The organism is Neorhizobium galegae bv. orientalis str. HAMBI 540, assembly GCF_000731315.1.
In the GTDB taxonomy this organism is placed as follows: domain Bacteria; phylum Pseudomonadota; class Alphaproteobacteria; order Rhizobiales; family Rhizobiaceae; genus Neorhizobium; species Neorhizobium galegae.
On sequence record NZ_HG938353.1, the window covers coordinates 3536998 to 3558641 of the forward strand.

The following is a 21644-nucleotide window of genomic DNA, read 5'->3' on the forward strand; positions in this document are numbered from 1 at the left end:
CGAAATCGCACGAGGAGCGTTGAATTGGACGCAAAGACTTCATCCGCAGACCTCTCCGGTGAGGCAGGTTCCGAAGTGGAAGCCCAGGGCGCGCGTCGCACGCGCGTGAGCGGCATCGACCGCGCGCTGCAGGTGATCGATTATCTCTACGAAACGGGTGCGCCGACCGGCGCCTATGCGATCGCCAAGGCGGTCAAGGCGCCACTGTCGACCGTCTACGTGATTATCGACGATCTGGTCGAGAAGAACATGCTCGCCCGCAATGCCGACGGTTCGATCTGGCTCGGCGCCCGCCTCTACCACTACGGCCTCGCTTATGCCCGGTCGCTGGATTTCATGAGCGTCGCGACCCACGAAATGCACGACCTCTGCCGGCAGGCCGGCGAAACCGTGCAGGTCTGCGGCCGCGACGGCGACTACATGCTGGTGCTCGCCATGGCGGACGGCCCGAGCCATTACCAGGTCGCTTCGCGCGTCGGCACCCGTGTGCCGCTCAACTGGACGGCCTCCGGCCGGCTTCTCGTCGGGCACTTGGCCGAGGCCGAGCGGATCGAGCTTTTCAAGCGCTGCGCCCGCACCTCGCCGACCGGCCGCGCCGAGATCGACGCCCGCACGTTGTCCGACTCGGCCGGCAAGGCGTTCGAGGAGCGGCTGTCGATCCAGGTGGCGGAGTCCGATTATGCGGTTGCCTGCATCGCCTCGCCGGTCTGCGACCGGAGCGGTGAGTGCGTCGCCACCATCTCCATCGTGCTGCCTGAACAGAAAGTCGTGTCCGACGGGAACCACTATACGGAGCACGTCCGCGCTTCCGCCCAGCGGATCGAGAAGCTGATGGGTTGGCGCAACCACTGACCTTGTCTCCTTAATCGTTCAGCGAGACGATCGCCTCGATTTCCACGGTGATGTTGCCCGGCAGCGAGCCGAAACCGACCGCCGAACGGGCATGCTGGCCCGCATCGCCGAACACCGCAATGAAGAGGTCCGAGCAGCCGTTGATGACGCTCGGATGATCTTCGAAGTCCGGTACGGCATTGACCATGCCGAGCAGTTTCACGACCCGCTTCACCCGTGAAAGGTCGCCAAGCGCCTCGTGCATGACGGCAAGCAGGTTGATGCCCACCAGCCGCGCATGCTGATAGGCGAGATCGACGCTGACATCGGCGCCAACCTTGCCGGCATGCAGATGGCCATCCGCCTCGCGCGGCCCCTGGCCGGAGAGGTAGAGCATATTGCCTTCACGGACATGCGTGACGAAATTGGCGATCGGCGGCGGTGGCGGCGGTAGCTTGATGCCGAGCTCGATCAGCCGATCGTAAGGTGTCTGTGCCGTGGGAGCGGCCTTTGCTGAAGACGTATTCACGTCAACTCCTGTCATGCGATTTTAAGGAAACGCCTCAGCGCCACGAATAACCGTGGCTGTGGCGGACGAGCTTGCGGGCCCGTGGAATGTAGCGGCTGGCGGTGATGGCTTCCGAACCGATGACCGCGTAACGCGGCTCGAACAGTTTCTGGAGACGCGAGACGTCGCCGTTGGAATCGGTCGCTTCGAGATCGGCATCGACGAGATCGAAGATCGTGAAATCGGCGCGCTCGCCAACCGACAGCCGGTTTTCCATTGAGAGCTTGATGACCGAGGCCGGCGCCTGGGTGACCGCTTCGACAACCTTGTCGAACGGCATGCCGACCGACAGCAGCTTGGACATGGTAGTCGCCAAGTCCCAGACCGGGAAGTTCATCGAATGGCTGTGCAGGTCGGTCGAGATCGAATAGGGCAGCAGCCCCCGGGCAATCGCCGCTTCCGCCACCTTGAAGGAGAAGGACGCGCCGCCATGGCCGATGTCGAGGCGAATGCCTTCGCCGGCGCAGCGTTCGGCAAGATTGTAGAGATCCTCGTCTTCCATGATGCTCGAACCGGCCTTGCCGTTGAAGCAATGGGTGACGACGTCGCCGGGGCCGAGGATTTCCAGCACTTCGTCGTAGAGCGCCGGCGGTTCGCCGACATGCACCATCATCGGAACCTTGAGGATCTTGGCGATCTTCTTGCCGAGCTTGACCGGTGTGACACCCCAAGAACCGGTGATCACATGGCTCGCCCGCACCTTGATGCCGACGATATGCTCCTTGTTTTCCGCATAACATTCGAGGATGCGGTCGAGGTCGATATCGCGGATATCACGCAATTCGGCAACGCGGTTGCAGGCAACCAGGCCGATCGAGCCGAGGTTCAGGAACGCCTTGATGCGCTCCTTGGACGGCTCGATGATATATTCGCGAAAACCATGGAAATTGGCTTCGCCGGCAGAACCCGCATCGACCAGCGTCGTCACGCCGCGCTCGGCGCCGCATTCCGACGGACGGAGCGAGATATCGGTGCCGCCATGCCAGATATGCACATGCAGGTCGATCCAACCGGGCGAGATGAAGGCGCCCTTGCCGTTGACCCGGATTGCGTCCGCGGGTGCTGCAAGCGACGGGCCGATGGCGGAAATCCGCCCGTCGGCGCCGACCAGGATGTCGATCGTGCCGGAGGCCGCATTGTCGCCGAAAGCCATCGGCTTCACGTTGGTGAGGAGGAGCGGCTGGCCCGCTGTTTCACCGGTCATTTAAAGGTCCTTTCGAAGTCTTGGATCGAGCATGTCCCGCAATCCATCGCCGACCATCTGCAGCGACAGAACGGAAAGAATGATGGCGAAGCCCGGAAAATAGGTCATCCAGTCGGCTTGGCCGATATATTGGCGCCCGCTGGCGATCATCGTTCCCCAGGTCGGAATTTCCGGGCTGACGCCGAGGCCGAGGAAGGAAAGCCCGGCTTCGGCAAGCATGGCGCTGGCAAACAGGAATGTGCCCTGCACCAGGATCGGCGATATCAGGTTGCGCAGCACGTGCCGCGTCATGATGTGGAAGGTCGAGATACCCAGCGCCTTTGCCGCCTCCACGTAAGGCAGCTCGCGGATGACCAGCGTCGAAGCCCGGACGATACGGGCAAGCCGCGGCGAATAGACTATCGACAAGGCGATGATCACAGTCACCAGCGATGGCCCGAGCGCCGCGACAAGCGCGATGGCAAGCAGAATATCCGGAAAGGCCATCATCGCATCGATCAGCCGGGCGATCGGCGTATCGAGCCTCTGGAAAAAACCGGCAAGCAGACCGAGCGTTACGCCGATGATCGCCGAAAGAGTGACGACGGCAGCGCCGACCAATAGCGACAGACGCCCCGCAAAAATCGTGCGCGAAAAGATATCGCGGCCGAACTCGTCGGTGCCGAACCAGTAGATCTCGCTCGGCGGCTTCAGCCGGTTGACGATCGACAGTTTCGACGGCGAATAGGGCGCTATCCATGGCGCCAGAACCGCCAGCAGGACGAAGATCACGATGACGACCAGCCCGAGCGCGACCGTCTTGCGTTTCAGGAACCGGCGGAAGAACTTGGCTCCCTCGCTTAGCCCCGGCTTGGTGGTGACAATTTCCGCCATCAGTAGCGCACCCTTGGATCGACCAGCAGATAGAGCATGTCGATCGCGAAATTGATCAGGACATAGAGGGCGGCGATGACGAGCAGCGCGCCCTGGATGACGGGATAGTCACGCCGCAAAACCGCCGAGACCACCAGATTGCCGACGCCCGGCAGGCCGAACACGGTTTCGGTGACCACGGCGCCGGAAATCAGCACCGCAGCCGTCAGGCCGAGCACGGTGAGGATCGGGATCAGCGCGTTCTTCAACGCATGTTTCAGCACGACGCGTCGCTCGATCAGCCCCTTCGCGCGGGCAGTGCGGATATAATCGTCACCGAGCACATCGAGCATAGAGGCCCGGGTAAAACGCAGGATCAGCGCCGAGGAGACCAGGCCGAGTGCGAAGGCCGGCAATGTCAGGTGATACATGCGCTCACCAAAGCTCGCGCCCGGCCCGCCGTAACCGGAAACCGGGAAGATGTTGAGCCGCACCGCGAAGAACTGCATCAGGATGAGCCCGAGCCAGAAGCTCGGAATACTGGCAGCCAGCATCGCCACCATCATCGCAGCCTGGTCGACGAAGGATCCACGCCGATAGGCGGCATAGATGCCGATCGGCAGCGCGATGAGACTGGCAATCGCCAGCGAGAAAATCGTCAGGAAGAAAGTCGGTTCGGCGCGGTCGAGTAGCGCTGACGTCACCGGCATGTTGAGGAAGATCGACTGGCCGAGATCGCCCTTCAGAAGCTGGCCGATATAGAAGACGTATTGAACCGCGATCGACTGATCGAGGCCGAGACGCGTGCGCAGCTGGGCGACGTCCTGGGCCGTGGCATCCGGGCCGAGCATGACCGCGGCCGGATCGCCAGGCGTCACACGAACGATCACGAAGACGATCGTGACGACGAGGAACATCACCACGATCATGCCGGCAAGGCGTTGGAGAATGTAGCGTATCATGCGGGCATGGCCCTGTTTGCTGCGTTCTGTTGAAGAAGGTAAGCGGCGGCAAGAACCTCTCCCTCATTCCTGTGCTTGTCACAGGAATCCAGCGTGCCCAAGTCTTTGGGCGCAAAAGACTCTTTGAAGGAATTGAAGTCTCTCACGGCGCAGACGCGCCGTGGCTGGATCCCTGTGACAAGCACAGGGATGAGGGAGTATGGGGTTGCCGCCGCGATCATTGTTACCGGCCCACTATATTACTTCTTGATCGAGGCGTTCCAGAAATAGGGCCACGGAGCTGGATCGACGCCCTGAAGCTTGGTCGAGATCGCAGAGACCGCGTTGAAATCGCCGATCTTCATGAAAGGCGCTTCGTCATACATCGCCTTCTGGACATTGGCCCAGAGCTCGATGCGCTTCTTCGGATCCGACTCTGCCGAGAAAGCATCCACGGCCGTCTTTCTGGCAGGCGTATCCCACCAGCCCGGCGAGGTGGGGGCCAGCGAACCGATCAATGCCGGCTCCGGCAGGAAGGGGCTGTGGGTGATGTAGATGTCCCAGAGCGCCTTGTCGGTGCGGCGCTGGGTGAGAGTCGCCCAGTCGACCACCTGCATGTCGACGGCAAAGCCGGCAAGCTTCAGATATTCGGCAGCGACCTGCGCCATCTTGTAGTGGAACTCGTATTGGCGGCTGGTCAGGATACGGATCGGTTTGCCGTCATAGCCTGCGGCCTTGGCAGCCTTGGCAGCACCTTCCGGATCGGCGACGTTATAATTGCCCTTTACGCCGGCATCCGTGCTCCAGGTGAAGGAGGCCGGATAGATGTTGCCGTCGAGGGCGTAGAAGTCCTTGCTGCCGAAGGCGGCGGCAAGCATGTCTTCCATGCTGAGCGCCTGGCGGATCGCCTTGCGGACGCCAAGGCTTTTGGCAGCGCCTTCGGCGGTATTGAAGACGAAGACCGGATAGCCGAACGGCTTCAGGAGCAGCGGCTGAGTGGCCTTCGAGGCCTTCACCTTGTCGAAGGATTCGACCGGCAGCGAGTCGATATAGTCGTACTGGCCGGAAATAGCGGCCTCTACGCGCGTGTTCGGGTCCGGAACCGGCACGAAACGGATCTCGTCGAGATACTGGTGGCGGGCGCCGCCATAACCGTCGCTCTCGCCCGAACGCGGCTTATAGTCCTTGAAGCGGACGAGCTGGATATACTGGTCGGCCTTGCGCTCCTTCAGCATATAAGGCCCGGTGCCGATGAAATCGGTCATCGTATCGGCCTGCTTCTCCGACGGGATGATGATCGCGGCGGAGTTGTTGAAGGCAAGCAACGAGACAAGCGGCGCATACGGCTGCTTCAGCTTGATCGTCACGGTCGTCGGGTCGGCGGCGGAAATGGTGTCGATGAAGCCGACGGCCTGCTTGCCCCGCGAGGCGAGCTTGGTCCAGCGGGTCAGCGAGGCGATCACGTCTTCCGAAGTCATGTCGCTGCCGTCATGGAACTTGATACCGGTGCGCAGCTTGATCGTATAGGTCTTGCCGTCGGCGCTGACCTCCGGAAGGCTTTCCGCCAGAAGCGGCGTGACATCCCACTTCTTGTTGAATGTGTAGAGCGTCTCGAAAATGTGCTGGGTGACGATACCCACGAGGTCGGCCGTCGATGTCATCGGATCGAGCGTCGGCGGTTCGCCGATAGTCGCGACGTTGACGACGCCGCCTTTCTCTTGCGCCATCAGAAATGACGGCGTGGCGACGAGCGCCGTTGCAACCAGGAATGCAAGCTTTAATCTCATGGTAGTCTCCCGTTTATGTTCCACAATTATGTTATATAGGCTTTTATAACAGAATATAGAACGCGGCCGCTCTGTCAATGGGCACATGGGAACATGCGCTGGTCCTATGCAAATTGCCCGAATTGCAATGATGGATATCGCCTGTAGCAGCCCTCAATGTTACGTGAAGTCGCTGACAGCCTCTCACAAAATTTCGCGCTCTCTGTTACGTGGAGGCTGGACGAACGCGTCTTCGACGGCGAAAGCAGATAGCCTTCGCGTCCTCTACAAATGCTAGGAGCCAGAAGTGACCGATTCCAATTACACTCCGCCGAAAGTATGGACCTGGGACAAATCCAATGGAGGTCAGTTCGCGAGCATCAATCGCCCGATCGCCGGCCCGACCCATGACAAGGAATTGCCGGTCGGACGTCACCCCCTCCAGCTCTATTCGCTGGCGACGCCGAACGGCCAGAAGGTCACGATCATGCTGGAAGAATTGCTGGCGCTCGGGCATTCCGGCGCCGAATACGACGCCTGGCTGATCAAGATCGGCGACGGAGACCAGTTCGGCTCCGGCTTTGTCGAGGTCAATCCCAATTCCAAGATCCCGGCGCTGATGGACCGGTCCGGCCCTGAGCCGATCAGGGTCTTCGAATCGGGCGCCATCCTCGTCTATCTCGCGGAGAAATTTGGCGCCTTCCTGCCGACTGAGCCTGCCAAGCGCGCCGAATGCCTGTCCTGGCTGTTCTGGCAGATGGGCAGCGCCCCCTATCTCGGTGGCGGCTTCGGGCACTTTTATGCCTACGCCCCGACCAAGATCGAATACGCGATCGACCGCTTCGCGATGGAAACCAAGCGCCAGCTCGATGTCCTCGACCGGCGGCTTGCCGAAAGCGAATACATCGCAGGCAGCGCCTACACGATCGCCGACATGGCGATCTGGCCCTGGTACGGCGGCCTCGCGAAGGGCTGGCAGTATGGCGCCGGCGAATTCCTTTCGGTCCAGGACTACACCCACGTCCAGCGTTGGGCCGACGCCATCCTGGATCGCCCCGCCGTCAAGCGCGGCCGAATGGTCAATCGCCTCAGCGGCGATCCGTCCGGCCAGCTTCACGAGCGCCACGACGCCAGCGATTTCGAGACCAAAACCCAGGACAAACTGGCCGCGAGCTGAAAACAGCGCTTCGAACCAGATGGACAAAACGAGATGGATGTGGCCCATTCGGGCCACATCGTCTGGGAGGCATATTTTTCAACATGACCGACAATCTTATCGACACTTCCACGAACGGCCTTTTCCTCGGCCGGGTCTGGAATCCCGCTGCTTCAGGCCCTAGCCTCGTCACGTTGCGCAACGGCGATCTGATCGACATTACCAGCAAGGAGACGCCGACCGTCAGCGCGCTCCTGGAGCGCGGCGATACCGCGGATTTCGTCCGCAACGCGGCCGGCCCTGTACTCGGCACCTTGGAAGACATTGCCAGAAACAGCACGGGCCGGCCCGACCTGTCGCGTCCCCATCTTCTGGCACCGGCCGACCTGCAGGCAATCAAGGCCTGCGGCGTCACCTTCGCGCAGTCGATGATCGAGCGGGTCATCGAGGAAAAAGCGGCCGGCAATCCCGACAAGGCGGCAGCGATCCGCGAGACGGTCAGCACGATCATCGGCGGCAGCCTCAAGGACCTGAAGGCCGGCTCCCCGCAATCCGCGAAAGTCAAGGAAGCCTTGATCCGGGAAGGCATGTGGTCGCAATATCTCGAAGTCGGGATCGGGCCGGATGCAGAAGTCTTTACGAAGGCGCCGGTGCTTTCCTCGATGGGGTGGGGAGCGGATGTCGGCCTGCACCCGGTATCAACCTGGAACAATCCGGAGCCGGAAATCGTGCTCGCGGTCAACAGCCGCGGCGAGATCAAGGGCGCGACGCTCGGCAACGACGTCAACCTGCGCGATGTCGAAGGACGCTCGGCGCTTCTGCTCGGCAAGGCGAAGGACAACAACGCCTCCTGCTCGATCGGACCTTTCATCCGCCTCCTCGATGAAAGTTATGGACTGGACGACGTCCGCAATGCCGAACTCGACCTGCGGGTTACCGGCCCGGATGGTTATATCCTCAACGGCAAGAGCTCCATGTCGAAGATCAGCCGCGACCCGCTCGAACTCGTCAAACACACCTGCGGTGATCACCATCAATATCCCGACGGCTTCATGCTGTTCCTCGGCACCTTGTTTGCGCCGACCGAGGATCGCGATGTTCCGAACCAGGGCTTTACCCATAAGATCGGCGACATCGTCGATATCTCGTCTCCGGGCCTCGGCACGCTGCGCAACACGGTGCGCCTCTCCACCGAATGCCCACCGTGGAGCTTCGGCATCTCGGCGCTGATGAAGAATCTCGCCGCGCGAGGATTGCTCTGAGCGGGTCAGCCTCCGTCTCGCCACGGCCGTCAAACCGGTCTATGAGACCGACACACACGAGACGGGATACTTGAGAGAATGAACACGCCTTGGACCAAGCCGGTCGTCATATCGATCGGCGACCCGCCGGTCGAGACCGCGATCGAAACGACGCAGGGCGCCGCCTGGGCGATGATCGAGGACTGGCCGGTGGAGGATGGCACGGCCCTTGACCGGGCGCTTACCGTTTGTGCCGCGGTGGACGCCGGAAAGAGCAAGCCGGAAGACGCCAGAAAGGCCTTTGTCGAGGCCGCGAAGGAAGCGCATATCCTGGTCCGCGCCTAGGCTTTCTACCTGCGGCGATGCCACGCTATCCCCGACTACCGAACCGGATCACCCGCTCCTTCGCCGGAAACAAGTGCCCGGCGGTTCGATCGCCGGTTATGCAGCTTTGCCAGGATCAGGTAGATGATCGGCGTCGTGTAGAGGGTGAGGATCTGCGAGATGATCAGCCCGCCGACGATGGTGATGCCGAGCGGACGCCTGAGCTCCGAACCCGGCCCGGTGGCGATGATCAGCGGGACGGCGCCCATGATCGCCGCAAGCGTCGTCATCAGGATCGGCCGGAAACGCTGCAGGCACGCCTGGAAGATCGCCTCGTCCGGGGGAAGTCCCAGCCGACGCTCAGCCTGTAGCGCGAAATCGACCAGCATGATGCCGTTCTTCTTGACGATACCGATCAGCAGAACGATGCCGATGAAGGCGATGATCGTCAGCTCCGTGCCGCTGATCATCAGGGCAAGCAGCGCCCCGAGCCCCGCAGATGGCAGCGTCGATATGATCGTCAGCGGATGCGCGAGGCTCTCGTAGAGAATACCGAGCACGATATAGACCGTCAGGATGGCGGCGACCATCAACAGCGGCTGGTTGTTCGACGAGCTGCCGGCCCCGGCATCCCCGGCAAATTCGGCATGCAGCGTGTCCGGAATGTGCAATTCGCCGACCGCATGCAGCACCGCATCATTGGCATCCTGTAGCGTGCCCCCCAGCTTGACGTTGTAGGACATCGTCACCGAGGGAAACTGGCCCTGATGATTGACGACGAGCGGCGCGAGCGTACGCTCGATCGAGGTGACGCTTGAGATCGGCACCAGCTTCCCGCCCGCCGCCGGCACGTAGAGCCCGGAGATATCGGACGGGTCGCGCGCAAAGCGCGGATCGGCTTCCAGCACGACCCTATATTGATTGCGTTGTGTATAGATCGTCGAGACCTGCCGCTGGGCAAAGGCGCTGTTCAGCGCATTGTCGATCGACTGGATGCTGACCCCGAGGCGCGCGGCCTCGTCTCGATTGATGTTGACCGTCGCCTGCAGCCCGTTCGGCTGGCGGTCTGAATTGACGTCCGTGAGGATCGGCTCCTTGCGCAGCGCTTCGAGAACCTTGGGCGCCCAGGTTGTCAGCTCGTTGAAATCCTCGTCCCAGAGCGTGAACTGAAACGGCGACGGCGCCGAACGGGCGCCGATGCGGATATCGGACGGCGAAAACAGATAGGAGCTGAGACCGGGAATGGTCGCCAGTTCCTTTCGCATCCGCTCGATCACCTCCGCAGTCGACGCCCGCTCGGAGGGCGGCTTCAGCGCGATCGTCAGCTGACCCCGATTGACCGAACCGAAAAACCCGCCGCCGGCCGAAGAACCGATGCCTGAGACCGCCGGGTCCCGGCCCGCGATCTCGGCCGCCTGCCGCTGCAGGGCGACCATGGCCGGATAGGATATGTCGGTCGAGGCCTCCGTGCCGCCCTGGATGAAGCCCGTATCATCCTGCGGAATAAAGCCCTTCGGAATTTTCACATAAAGGTAGGCGGTCAGGCCGATACAGGCGAGGATGACAATGACGGCCGCAACCTGGTGATGGAGCACGGATTTCAGGCTGCGGCCATAAAAGCCGATAACCGCTCCCAGCATTCCCGCACGTTCCTTATCCCCCGTATGAGCCCGTCTCTCATGCGCACGCAGGCGGTGTGCGCAGATCATCGGCGTCAGCGTCAGCGAAACCGCCGTGGAGATGACGATCGCAAAACCGAGCGTCAGCGAAAAGCTCTGGAAGAATTTGCCGATGATGCCGCCGAGGAAAAACATCGGTATGAAGGCGGCGAGCAAGGAAGCGCTGATCGAGATGACCGTGAAGCCGATCTGCCGTGCCCCCTCCGTCGCCGCCTGCATCGGCTTCATGCCGGCTTCGAGATTGGCATAGATATTCTCGATCATCACGATCGCATCATCGACCACGAAACCGACCGACACCGCCAGCGCCATCAGCGACAGGTTGTCGAGCGAAAGGCCGCAGGCCCACATCGCAGCAAACGTGCCGGCAAGCGACAGCGGCACGGTGACGCCCGCCGCAACCGTTGGCGTCGCGCGGCGCAGGAACAGGAAGACCACCATCATGACAAGCACGACGGTGATCAGCAGCGTCCACTGCATGTCGTCGACGCTCGCATGAATGGTCGTGGTGCGATCGGCAAGGATGGCGATCTCGACGCCCGCCGGCATCAGCGCCTGGAGTTCCGGGATCAGCGCCTTCACCGCATCTACCGTCTTGATGACATTGGCGTCCGTTCCCTTGGTGATGTTGAGCAGCACTGCCGGCTTGCCATTGTACCAGGCATCCGAACGCCGGTTGCGCACGCCCGGCTCGACGATCGCGATGTCCGACAGGCGCGTGGCGACCCCGTTATTGCTGCGGATGACGATCCGGCCATATTCTTCCGGCGTCCGCAACTGGTTGTTCATGCCGATCGAAAAAGCGAGATCGTTGCCGTTGATCGAGCCGATCGGCCCCAATGTGGCGGCGCTGACGATGGCCGTGCGGACCGCATCGAGCGACAGGCCGATCGCCGCAAGCCGGCTGGGATCGAGTTGCACCCGGATCGCCGGCTGGTCTGCACCGCTGACGCTGACGTCCCCCACCCCCTCCACCTGCGATATGCGTTGCACCACCAGCGTATCGGCAGCATCGTAGATCGCGCTCGGCGCGACATTGTCGGATGTCAGCGCAAGACTGAGAATCGGCGCAGCGGCGGGATTGACCTTGCGGAACGACGGCAGCGACGGGAGATCGGCAGGCAGATCGACCGCGGCCGCATTGAGCGCCGCCTGCACATCCTGCGCCGCCCCGTCGATCGTCCGCGCAATATCGAACTGGATGGTGATGTTGGTCGAACCCAGCGCGCTGGACGAGGTCAGTTCGGTGACACCCGCAATCGCGCCGAGATGCCGTTCCAATGGAGCTGCGACGCTCGCCGCCATGCTGGAGGGATCGGCGCCCGGCCGGCTTGCCGTCACCCGGATGGTCGGGAGATCGACCGAGGGAAGATTGGAGACCGGCAGGAAATGGTAGGCGGCGATGCCGAGGATCATCAAGCCGATCGCCAGCAGCATCGTGCCGACCGGCCTGCGGATGAAGGTCTCCGAGAGGTTCACGGCGACCCTCCGAGTTCGCTTACGGCTGGAGAAGGCGCTTGCCCCGTCGGCCGGCCGACAATGCGGCTGCGCAGGGTCTCGAATGCCAGATAGATGACCGGCGTCGTATAGAGCGTCAGAAGCTGGCTGAGGAGCAGGCCGCCGATGATGCTGATGCCGAGCGGGATGCGCAGTTCGGAGCCCGTTCCTTCCGCCATCGCCAGCGGCAGCGCGCCGAAGAGCGCGGCAAGCGTCGTCATCATGATCGGGCGGAAACGCAGGATCGAGGCCTTGAGGATCGCCTCGCGGGGAGACAGCCCCTCGACGCGCTCAGCCTCGAGCGCGAAATCGATCATCATGATCGCGTTCTTCTTGACGATGCCCATCAGGAGCACGATGCCGATCAACGCGATCAGCGACAGATCCTGGCCGAACAGCATCAGGGCCAAAAGTGCGCCGACGCCCGCGGACGGCAGGGTCGACAGGATAGTGACCGGATGGATGGCGCTTTCATAAAGCAGCCCGAGAACGATGTAGATGGTGACGATCGCCGCCAGGATCAGCCAGGGCTCTCCGGCCAGCGAATTGGCGAATTCCTCGGCATCGCCGAAATAGTCCCGCTGGATCGTCACCGGGACCCCGATCTCCTGCTCCGCCGCCTTGATGGCGCTGACGGCCTCACTGAGCGAAGCGCCCGCAGCGAGGTCGAAGCTGATCGTTACCGACGGAAACTGCTCGTTGTGGCTGATCACCAGCGGCGCCGCCGTGAACGATGTCCTGGCGAAGGCCCCGAGGGGGATCTGCGTATTCGAGGCGCCGGAGACATAGAGCCTTTCGAGCGATTTCGGATCGGACTGATATTGCGGCGCCGCCTCCAGGATCACCCGGTACTGGTTGGATTGCGCATAGATCGTGCTGATCTGGCGCTGGCCGAACGCGTCGTTGAGCGTGTCGCTGATCGCCTGCATCGAGACGCCGAGACGCGAGGCGGTCTCGCGATCGATATCGAGCAGGAGGCGCCCTCCGCCCATCTCGACCTCCGATGAGACGTCGACCAGTTCCGGAAGCTGCTCCAGCCGTGTCGCCAGCCTGTCAGCCCAATCCGCCACGCTTGCTGCCGTGGCGCCGGTCAGGATGTATTGATAGGGCGCCCGGCTGACGCGGGTGCTGATGCTGATATCCCGCACGCCCTGGAAGGTGACGCGTACGCCGGGCAATTGCGAAACCTCCCGCCGCAGCCGGTCGATGACATCTGGTACGGACGACGTCCGCTCGCTGCGCGGCTTGAGCACGAGGCTCAGCGTGCCGGTGTTGAGCGTCAGGTTGTTCGCGCTCGCACCGATCACGGAGACGATGCCGGTTACGTCCTCATCCTGCCGCAGCCTGTCGGTGACGACAGCCTGGGTCCGCTTCATCGCGTCAAACGATGTCGTCGGCTCCGTTTCGATGACTGCGGTGATCAGGCCCGTATCCTGAGGCGGCAGAAAACCCTTGGGAATGAAGACGTAAAGCGCGAGCGTGGCCGCCAGCGTTGCGACGGTCAGGATCAGCATCAGCGCACTACGGTCGATCACCCAGACCAAGCTTCGGTGATAACCTGCAATAACCCGGTCCATGACGCGATCGGCACCGGCAAGCACCCCGCGGCGTCCTTCGGCCGGTTTGCGCAAAATGCGGGCGCACATCATCGGCGTCAGCGTCAGCGAAATCACCGCGGAGACGACGACGGCGATCGTCAGCGTCAGGGCGAATTCACGGAACATCCGGCCGACAATGCCCGACATGAACAGCAGCGGGATGAACACGGCAATCAGCGAGGCGGTCAGCGAAATGATCGTGAAACCGATCTCGCCCGCCCCTTTCAGGGCCGCATGCATCGGGTTCTCGCCCTCTTCGATATGCCGCGCGATATTCTCGATCATCACGATCGCATCGTCGACCACGAACCCGGTGCCGATCGTCAGCGCCATCAGCGACAGGTTGTCGAGGGAGAATCCGGCAAACCACATCACCCCGAAGGTGGCGACCAGCGACAGCGGCAGCGCCACCGCCGCGATGATCGTCGCCGTCAGCGTCCGCAGGAACACGAAGACGACGAGGATGACGAGGCCGATACTGACTCCGAGCGTCCACTGGACGTCATGGATCGACGCCCGGATCGTCTCGGTGCGATCGTTGACGATATCGAGCGAAATGCCCGCCGGCAGCACCTCCCTCAGGCGCGGTACCTGCCTCAGGATGCTGCCGACCGTATCGATGACATTGGCGCCCGGCTGCTTCATGACATCCAGGATCACCGCCGGCTCACCCTGATACCAGGCGCCGACGCGGGTGTTTTCGAGCCCCTGGACGATATCCGCCACGTCCTTCAGCCGCACCGGCGCATTGTTCCGGTAGGCGACGACGACATTGCCGTAGATTTCGGGGTCGATGATCTGGTCGTTGGCGGCAAGCGTGAAGGACTGGTGCGCGCCGTCAAGCGCGCCTTTGGCACCGGCGACGCTGGCGCTGGAGATCGCGGTCCGAAGATCTTCCAGGCCGATGCCATAGGCGGCAAGGCGCGGAATATCGGCCTGGACGCGGATCGCCGGCCGCACCCCGCCCTGGATCGAGACATTGCCGACGCCGGAAACCTGCGCAAGCCGCTGCGCCAGCAGCGTATCGGCAAAATCGCTGAGGTCTCGGATCGGGTAGCTGGTCGAACGCAAGGCGAGCGTGATGATCGGCGTGTCGGCCGGGTTCACCTTGGCATAGGTCGGCGGATAGGGCAGGTTGCGCGGCAGGCCCGAGCCGGCGGCATTGATGGCCGACTGGACGTCTTGGGCGGCGCCGTCGATATCCCGGCCGAGCGCGAATTGCAGCGTCACCTGGCTGATGCCGAAGGCGCTTGACGAGGTCATCGAGGTCAGCGACGGGATCTGGCCGAGCGGCCGTTCGAGCGGTGCGGTCACCAGCGCCGCCATCGTCTCGGGATCGGCACCCGGCAACTGCGTCGTCACCCGGATCGTCGGAAAATCCACCTGCGGCAGCGGCGCGACGGGAAGATTGATATAACCGAGAATGCCGCCCAGCAGAACGGCGACGCCGAGCAGCGAAGTCGCGATCGGGCGTTTGATGAACAGCGTCGACGTGTTCATTGTTTTGCTTCGGGTAATGCGACCGGCGCAGCACTCGCGGCTTCGGGCCCGCCTGTCTTCTGAGGTCGGCGGTTTGGTTTGCGTTCCTCATTGGGATTACCGGGGGGATTGCCGGGCGTTGCTGCCGGCGGCTGCGAGGCGGCAACCTCGACATGCTCCCCGTCCCTCAGGCGTGAAAAGCCGGTGGTCACCACCTTGTCGCCATCCGCCACGCCCTCGGCAATGACGGTTTGCACATCGTCCTGCTGGCCCAGCTTGACCATCTTCATGCCGACCGTCTGGTCGGGTTTCAGGAGATAGACGAAAGTGCCACTGGGTCCTCGCTGGACGGCGGCCGTCGGCACGACGATCACGCCTCTCAGCGTCTCGACGAGAAGGCGGGCGTTGACGAAGGCGCCGGGCCACAGCGCCAGCTTGTCGTTCGGGAAGTTGGCCTTGATCCTGACCGTTCCCGTGGTCGCGTCGACCTGATTGTCCACCGCCGCGAGCACGCCGTTGTCGATCACGCTCTTGCCGTCGCCGGCGATCGCCTCGACCGAAAGCTGCCCGCCGCCGCTCGCCGCATTGACCTTCGCAAGCTGCTGCTGCGGAATGGAAAAGACCACCGAGATCGGCCTGATCTGCGACAGCGTGACGATGCCCGCCGCATCGGAAGAACTGACGATATTGCCGACATCGACATTGCGGATGCCGGTGCGGCCGTCGATCGGCGCCCGGATCGTCGTATAGTCGAGCGAGGCCTGGGCGCTGGCGATCGCCGCGTCGTCGGACTGGACGGCCGCCCGGTACTGCTCGACCTGCGAGCGCGCCGTATCGACCTGCTGCTGCGTGCCCGAGCTCGACTGAACCAGTTTCAGGGACCGGTCTAGAGCAAGTTCGGCATTTTGCAGCAGCGCTTGATCCTGCGCCTTCTTGCCGATCGCCTGGTCGAGCTGGGCGCGATAGACCGCATCGTCGATCCGCACCAGGACATCGCCCTTCCTGACGTCCTGCCCCTCCTCGAAATGCAGTTCGACCAGCTTGCCACTGACCTGCGGGCGAATGGTGACCGTGCTCAACGGCCGGACCGAGCCGACGCCATCGATGAACACCGGCACGTCACTCGCCTTGGCATCGGCCACCAGCACCGGAACCGGCTCCGATTGACCCGATTGACGACCAGGGCGCCGGCGCCCGCCGGCAGGTCGTCCCGCCGGCTGCGCTGCGGTTGCCTCCGTCGGCGCCCACCCGAGCATGGTTTCCACACGGCCCAGCCAGCGATCCCGAAGCGCATAGGCTCCGAAGCCCGCTGTGCCCAGGATTATCACGGAAACCAGGACCCAATGCCTACGCGCCATCGACCGCAACTTCTTGAATGCTTGAAAAATCAACTGGATTGAACGCTACTGGTCTAATGCCTGCAATGGAAGGCGCTTTCAGCGGACCTGGATTACAAATTGGAGAGATTAGGCCGGATGCGGAAAACGCCGAACGGCTCACCAAAGCGAAGAAAGGCGTTGACAGCCGCGCGGTTGGTTAGGGACAAGCTAAGGGTAATTTCACGCTTTGCCCTGTTCGCGGCAGGCGCATACCAGGGTTGTCGATCCGCATCGATCGGCAACATAATAACAGGGGACTTGAGAACATGACCGATTTCGACGCCGTGCACGAACGCCGGGGCACCGGTAGCTCGAAGTGGAGCAAGTATCCGGACGACGTGCTGCCCATGTGGGTCGCCGACATGGACTTCCCCGCGGCACCGGAGATCGTCGACGCCATCCGCAACCGGCTCGAACATCCGATGCTCGGCTACGGCGTCGCCCGCGATGAACTGCGAGCCCAAATCATCTCCGACATGCAGGAAAAATACGGCTGGACCGTCTCGCCCGACGAGATCGTCTTCCTTCCCGGCGTCGTGCCCGGATTCAACATGGCGCTACACGCGATGCTTCAGCCCGGCGACGGCGTACTGGTGCAGACGCCGGTCTACCGTCCCATCCTCGAAGCCCCCGCGAATTGGAATCTCGTCCGGCACGAAGCGCCGCTTACCCCGGCCGCTGAAGGCTATGTGATGGATGCCGGGGCCTTCGCGGCGGAACTGGCAAAATCGAAGGCGCTGCTGTTCTGCAACCCGCAGAACCCGACGGGCAAGGTGTTCACCGCCGACGAACTCAAGACAATCACCGATCTCTGCCGCCAGAACGATACGCTGATCATCTCCGACGAAATCCATTGCGACCTTCTGTTCGACGGCCGCCGCCACGTGCCGATCGCCACGCTTTCGCAAGATGCGGCCAACCGCACGATCACCCTGATGGCTGCCAGCAAGACCTACAACATAGCCGGCCTGAAGACCGCCTTCGCGATCATCGGCAACAAGGCGATCCGCGAAAAATTCAACCAGGCGCGGCTTGGAATGGTCGACAACGCCAATATTATCGGGCTCGAGGCGACGCTTGCGGCCTTCTCGAAGGCGGGCGACTGGAAGACGCGGATGCTCGCTTATATCGAGGCCAACCGCGATTTTCTATCGGCTGAGTTGGCGCGCCGGTTTCCCAAGATCAAGCTCATCCCGTCGGAAGGCACGTTCCTCGCCTGGCTCGACTGCACGGAACTCGGTCTGGAACCGGATGCGCAGAGTTATTTCCTCGAACATGGCAAGGTCGGCTTCAATGCCGGCTCGGAATTCGGCGCGGCCTACGGCAACTTCGTCCGCATCAATTTCGGATGCCCACGCACCCTGCTTGAGGAAGGCCTGAGCCGCATGGAGCGCGCAATCGGCCGGAATACCTGATCGGAACTCATCGCTGTCATATACATAAGGATTGGCCACGGCCGGAAACCCGTGGCCTTTTCCTACCCGCTGGCGGAACCCATCGCCCCCATCGAGGCGGATGGGGGGATCAGATGATCCCTCCACCACCGCTGATCGAAACCGGACGTTCGAGCGCGACCTTTTTCCGATACCCGCTGGCGCGATAGGCCGCAACCGGATCGATCGCGCCGCCGGAGCGGCGGCGGGCTTCGGCAAGGATCGGTTCGACATCGGTGCGATAGGCGCGCTTCAGCGTCTCGGAGGCCATCAGCGCGTCATTTTCCTGCTGGAAACCGTCAAGTGCTACTCGATCGACCAGCAATGCCTGCGCATAGGCACGGCGGATCTCGTTGGCGCTGGAAATCAGGCTTTCGATCGGGTCCGTGACATTGTGCGACTGGTCGATCATATGCGCCGGGCGAAAATCCTTGATGCCGCGATGCTCCGCATCCACCAACTCGTTGAAGACGAGGAACAGGCGGTAGGGCTCGATCGCACCGGCATCAAGATCGTCGTCGCCATATTTGGAATCGTTGAAGTGGAAGCCGCCGAGCTTGCCGAACTGGATGAGCCGGGCAACGATCATCTCGATATTGGTGTTCGGCGCGTGGTGGCCGAGATCGACGAGGCAGAAGGCTTTCGGTCCCAGCGTATTGGCGATCAGGTAATTCGTGCCCCAATCCTGCACCACCGTCGAATAGAAGGCCGGCTCGTACATCTTGTGCTCGGAAAACAGCCGCCAATCGTCCGGCAACGCCTTGTAGATCTCCGCCATCGAAGCGAGATAACGTTCGAACATCCGCGTGAAATGGCTCTGGCCCGGAAAGTTCGAGCCGTCGCCAATCCACACCGTCAGCGCCTTGGAACCGATCGCCTTGCCGATCTCGATACATTCGAGATTGTGCTCGATCGCCTGGGCGCGTGTCGCAGCATTCGTGTGGCTAAGCGAGCCGTATTTATAGGAATGCGCCTGTCCCGGTGCATCTGAAAACGTATTCGAGTTCATCGCGTCGAAACCGAGACCCAGCGCATCGCCCTTGGCCAGCAATTCCTTCGGATCCGCCTTGTCCCACGGGATATGCAGCGAAACGGTCGGCGTCGCGCGGGTCAACTGATGGATGACCGAGCAGTCATCGAGCTTGTCAAAAATGCCGCGCGGCTCGCCTTGGCCCGGAAAACGGGCGAAACGCGTGCCGCCGGTGCCGACACCCCAGGAGGGTACGGCGACAAAGAACTTTTCGACATCCCGGGTGATCGTTTCGATATCGACGCCGCGCCGCGACAGGTTCTCGCCGAGCGCATCGTAGTCGGATTTGAGCGCTGCGGAGCGCTTATCGTTTTCAGCGGCGATCACATTGGTCGTGATCTTGAGCTCAGTCATTGAAAAGTCCTCCCTTGGGGGTCTGCCCCTCATCCGGCTGCCGCCACCTTCTCCCCATCATGATGGGGAGAAGGGATATGCCGCGCTGTCATCAAGTCCCTTGAACGTACCGTGTGCCACGTCCCCTCTCCCCGCATGCGGGGAGAGGGCTAGGGTGAAGGGCAAGTTCGGCCTACCGCGTAAAGCTCTGGGCGTTGCCGGCATCCACGTTGATGATATTCCCCGTCGACTTGGCCGAGGCATCGCTGGCGAGGAAATAAATCGCCTCCGCGATATCCTCCGGGAAGACATTGAGCTTGAGCAGCGACCGCTTGCGGTAGTGCTCCTCAAGGTCGTCCACCTCGATCTTGGACGAGGCGGCCCGCTGTTCGCGCCATTCGCCGTTCCAGATCTTCGATCCGCGCAGCACGGCGTCCGGATTGACCGTATTGACGCGGATGCCGGCCTCGGCGCCTTCGAGCGCCAGGCAGCGGGCGAGATGGATTTCGGCGGCCTTGGCGGTGCAGTAGGCCGACGCATTCGGAGAAGAGGCAAGCCCGTTCTTGGAAGCAACAAAGACGACGTTGCCCCCGAGCTTTTGGCGCCGGAACAACCGGAAGGCCTCACGCGAAACGAGGAAATAACCCGTCGCCAGGATGTCGATATTCTTGCTCCACATGGCAAGCGTGGTTTCCTCGACCGGCGCGGAAGACGCGATCCCGGCATTCGAGACGAGGATATCGACGCCGCCGAATTCGACGCAGGCCTCGGCAAACGCAGTGATCACCGCGTCCTCGGTCGTCACGTCGAGCAGGACCCCGCGCACCGCATCCTTGCCGAACGACTTTTCGAAATCGGCTTTGGTCGTGTCGAGCGCACTGCCGTCGATATCGGCAAGTACCACGCAGGCACCCTCGCCCATCAGCCTGGCCGCGGTTGCCCGCCCGATGCCGCCGGCGCCGCCGGTGACCAAGGCCACCTGTCCGGCAAGGCTCTTCGGCTTCGGCATGCGCTGCAGCTTCGCCTCTTCGAGCAGCCAGTATTCGATGTCAAAGGCCTCCTGCTCCGGCAGGCCCTGATATTCGGAAACCGTGGACGCCCCGCGCATCACGTTGATGGCGTTGACGTAGAACTCGCCGGCAATCCGGGCAGTCGCCTTGTCACGCGCAAACGACAGCAGTCCGACGCCCGGAACCAGGAAGATCACCGGGTTGGGGTCGCGCATGGCGGGTGAATTGGCGTGTTTGCATGCCTCATAATAACGGCCGTAATCGGCGCGATAATCTTCGAGCGCCGTGTCGAGCGCAGCGATCACCGCATCGACATCCGGCTTGGCAGGATCGAAATCGATGATCAGCGGACGGATTTTCGTGCGCAGGAAATGGTCAGGGCAGGAGGTGCCGAGGCTCCCAAGCGGCTTCAGGTCCTTGGAATTGATGAATTCCAGCACCGCATCCTGGTCGTCGAAATGGCCGAGCTTGCGCTCCGCCTTGCCGATCCGACCGCGGATCTCCGGCATCAGTTTCGCGACGATCGCCCGACGTTCCGGTGCAGGCAGGCTCTTCGCCACGGGCCCGCCGAAGATCGTCTTGCCTTCGGTCTCTTTGGCGAACCATTCGATCGCCTTGTTGATGATGTCGAGCGTCAGTTCGTAGCAGGCCTTGGCATCATTTGCCCAGGTGAACAGGCCATGACTTTCCAGCACGACGCCCTTGGCATTCGGGTTAGCCTTGACGAACGCTTCGAGATCGAGCCCGAGCTGGAAACCCGGCCGCCGCCAGGGCAGCCAGCCGATTTCGGCACCGAAGACCTGCTGCGTCAGTTCCCTTGAGTTTTTGGAAGCCGCAATCGCAATGATCGCGTCCGGGTGCATGTGGTCCACATGGGTGAACGGCACGAAACCGTGTAGCGGGGTATCGATGGAAGCGGCGCGCGGATTGAGGTTGAAGGTGCAATGCGGCAGGAAGCCGACCATGCGGTCCTCGTCCTCGACGCCCTTGTAGAGCCCCTTCAGCGCTTCCAGCTTGTCCATGTAGAGGGTGGCGAAACCGTCGAGCTTGATCGTGCCGACATCGCCGCCCGATCCCTTCACCCACATGACCTTCACTTTTTCGCCGGTCAGCGGATCGGTTTCCATCACCTTGGCGGAAGTATTGCCGCCGCCGTAATTGGTGATGCGCTTGTCGGCACCGAGAAGATTGGAGCGATAGAGCAGCTTGCCGGGCTCATCGAGCTTGGCGGCTTGAGCATCGTTCCAACGGTTTTCGAGAAGGCGGGTTTGGCCCGACATTGCTTGTCCTCCAACGTGTTTCGGCTCACGGCGACGAGGCGGC

The 21644-nt window shown here is 62.2% G+C and carries 15 protein-coding genes; 5 read left to right on the top strand and 10 right to left on the bottom strand.

What is annotated here, in order from left to right; genetic code table 11:
• Positions 1-24: 24 nt before the first annotated feature.
• Positions 25-852, top strand: coding sequence for an IclR family transcriptional regulator (locus RG540_RS17245; RefSeq protein WP_038590422.1), 828 nt, complete (start codon positions 25-27; stop codon positions 850-852).
• A gap of 10 nt (positions 853-862) precedes the next feature.
• On the opposite strand, the gene RG540_RS17250 is transcribed toward RG540_RS17245, so the two are convergent.
• From RG540_RS17250 to RG540_RS17275, 5 genes are all read right to left on the bottom strand, one after another.
• On the bottom strand, positions 863-1375 hold the full coding sequence (locus RG540_RS17250; protein WP_046599924.1) for a RidA family protein: 513 nt from the start codon (positions 1373-1375) through the stop codon (positions 863-865).
• A gap of 19 nt (positions 1376-1394) precedes the next feature.
• Positions 1395-2603, bottom strand: coding sequence for an amidohydrolase/deacetylase family metallohydrolase (locus tag RG540_RS17255; RefSeq protein WP_038590425.1), 1209 nt, complete (start codon positions 2601-2603; stop codon positions 1395-1397).
• Positions 2604-3476, bottom strand: coding sequence for an ABC transporter permease (locus RG540_RS17260; protein WP_038590426.1), 873 nt, complete (start codon positions 3474-3476; stop codon positions 2604-2606).
• Positions 3476-4417: an ABC transporter permease gene (locus tag RG540_RS17265; RefSeq protein ID WP_038549714.1), complete on the bottom strand. Its 942-nt coding sequence runs from the start codon at positions 4415-4417 to the stop codon at positions 3476-3478. The genes RG540_RS17260 and RG540_RS17265 overlap by 1 nt, the downstream gene beginning before the upstream one ends.
• A gap of 239 nt (positions 4418-4656) precedes the next feature.
• Entirely contained in the window at positions 4657-6183 is a 1527-nt protein-coding gene (locus RG540_RS17275) for an ABC transporter substrate-binding protein (protein WP_038590428.1), read from the bottom strand.
• Positions 6184-6469: 286 nt separating this feature from the next.
• On the opposite strand from RG540_RS17275, the gene yghU reads away from it, so the two are divergent.
• From yghU to RG540_RS17290, 3 genes are all read left to right on the top strand, one after another.
• Positions 6470-7339: a glutathione-dependent disulfide-bond oxidoreductase gene (gene yghU, locus RG540_RS17280; RefSeq protein WP_038590429.1), complete on the top strand. Its 870-nt coding sequence runs from the start codon at positions 6470-6472 to the stop codon at positions 7337-7339.
• Between the two features lie 83 nt (positions 7340-7422).
• Complete coding sequence (locus RG540_RS17285; protein ID WP_038590430.1) at positions 7423-8580, top strand: fumarylacetoacetate hydrolase family protein; 1158 nt, start codon at positions 7423-7425, stop codon at positions 8578-8580.
• 78 nt (positions 8581-8658) lie between these two features.
• A complete protein-coding gene (locus RG540_RS17290) occupies positions 8659-8904 on the top strand; it encodes a DUF982 domain-containing protein (RefSeq protein ID WP_038590432.1) in 246 nt (81 codons plus the stop codon).
• 35 nt (positions 8905-8939) lie between these two features.
• Here the strand turns inward: RG540_RS17290 and RG540_RS17295 are convergent, their stop codons facing one another.
• Genes RG540_RS17295 through RG540_RS17305 form a run of 3 tightly spaced genes read right to left on the bottom strand, consistent with a single transcriptional unit; the run spans position 8940 to position 16494 of the window.
• Positions 8940-11999: an efflux RND transporter permease subunit gene (locus RG540_RS17295; protein WP_244446691.1), complete on the bottom strand. Its 3060-nt coding sequence runs from the start codon at positions 11997-11999 to the stop codon at positions 8940-8942.
• Between the two features lie 38 nt (positions 12000-12037).
• Positions 12038-15157 (bottom strand): efflux RND transporter permease subunit, encoded by a 3120-nt coding sequence (locus RG540_RS17300; RefSeq protein WP_038590437.1) that lies wholly within the window; start codon positions 15155-15157, stop codon positions 12038-12040.
• Positions 15154-16494: an efflux RND transporter periplasmic adaptor subunit gene (locus tag RG540_RS17305; RefSeq protein WP_038590441.1), complete on the bottom strand. Its 1341-nt coding sequence runs from the start codon at positions 16492-16494 to the stop codon at positions 15154-15156. The genes RG540_RS17300 and RG540_RS17305 overlap by 4 nt, the downstream gene beginning before the upstream one ends.
• Before the next feature lie 287 nt (positions 16495-16781).
• Here RG540_RS17305 and RG540_RS17310 point away from each other — a divergent pair, with 287 nt between their 5' ends.
• A complete protein-coding gene (locus tag RG540_RS17310; protein ID WP_038590444.1) occupies positions 16782-17930 on the top strand; it encodes a MalY/PatB family protein in 1149 nt (382 codons plus the stop codon).
• A gap of 109 nt (positions 17931-18039) precedes the next feature.
• Here the strand turns inward: RG540_RS17310 and rhaI are convergent, their stop codons facing one another.
• Positions 18040-19332: an L-rhamnose catabolism isomerase gene (gene rhaI, locus RG540_RS17315; RefSeq protein WP_038590447.1), complete on the bottom strand. Its 1293-nt coding sequence runs from the start codon at positions 19330-19332 to the stop codon at positions 18040-18042.
• Between the two features lie 172 nt (positions 19333-19504).
• Entirely contained in the window at positions 19505-21601 is a 2097-nt protein-coding gene (locus tag RG540_RS17320; protein WP_038590449.1) for a bifunctional rhamnulose-1-phosphate aldolase/short-chain dehydrogenase, read from the bottom strand.
• Between the last annotated feature and the right edge of the window lie 43 nt (positions 21602-21644).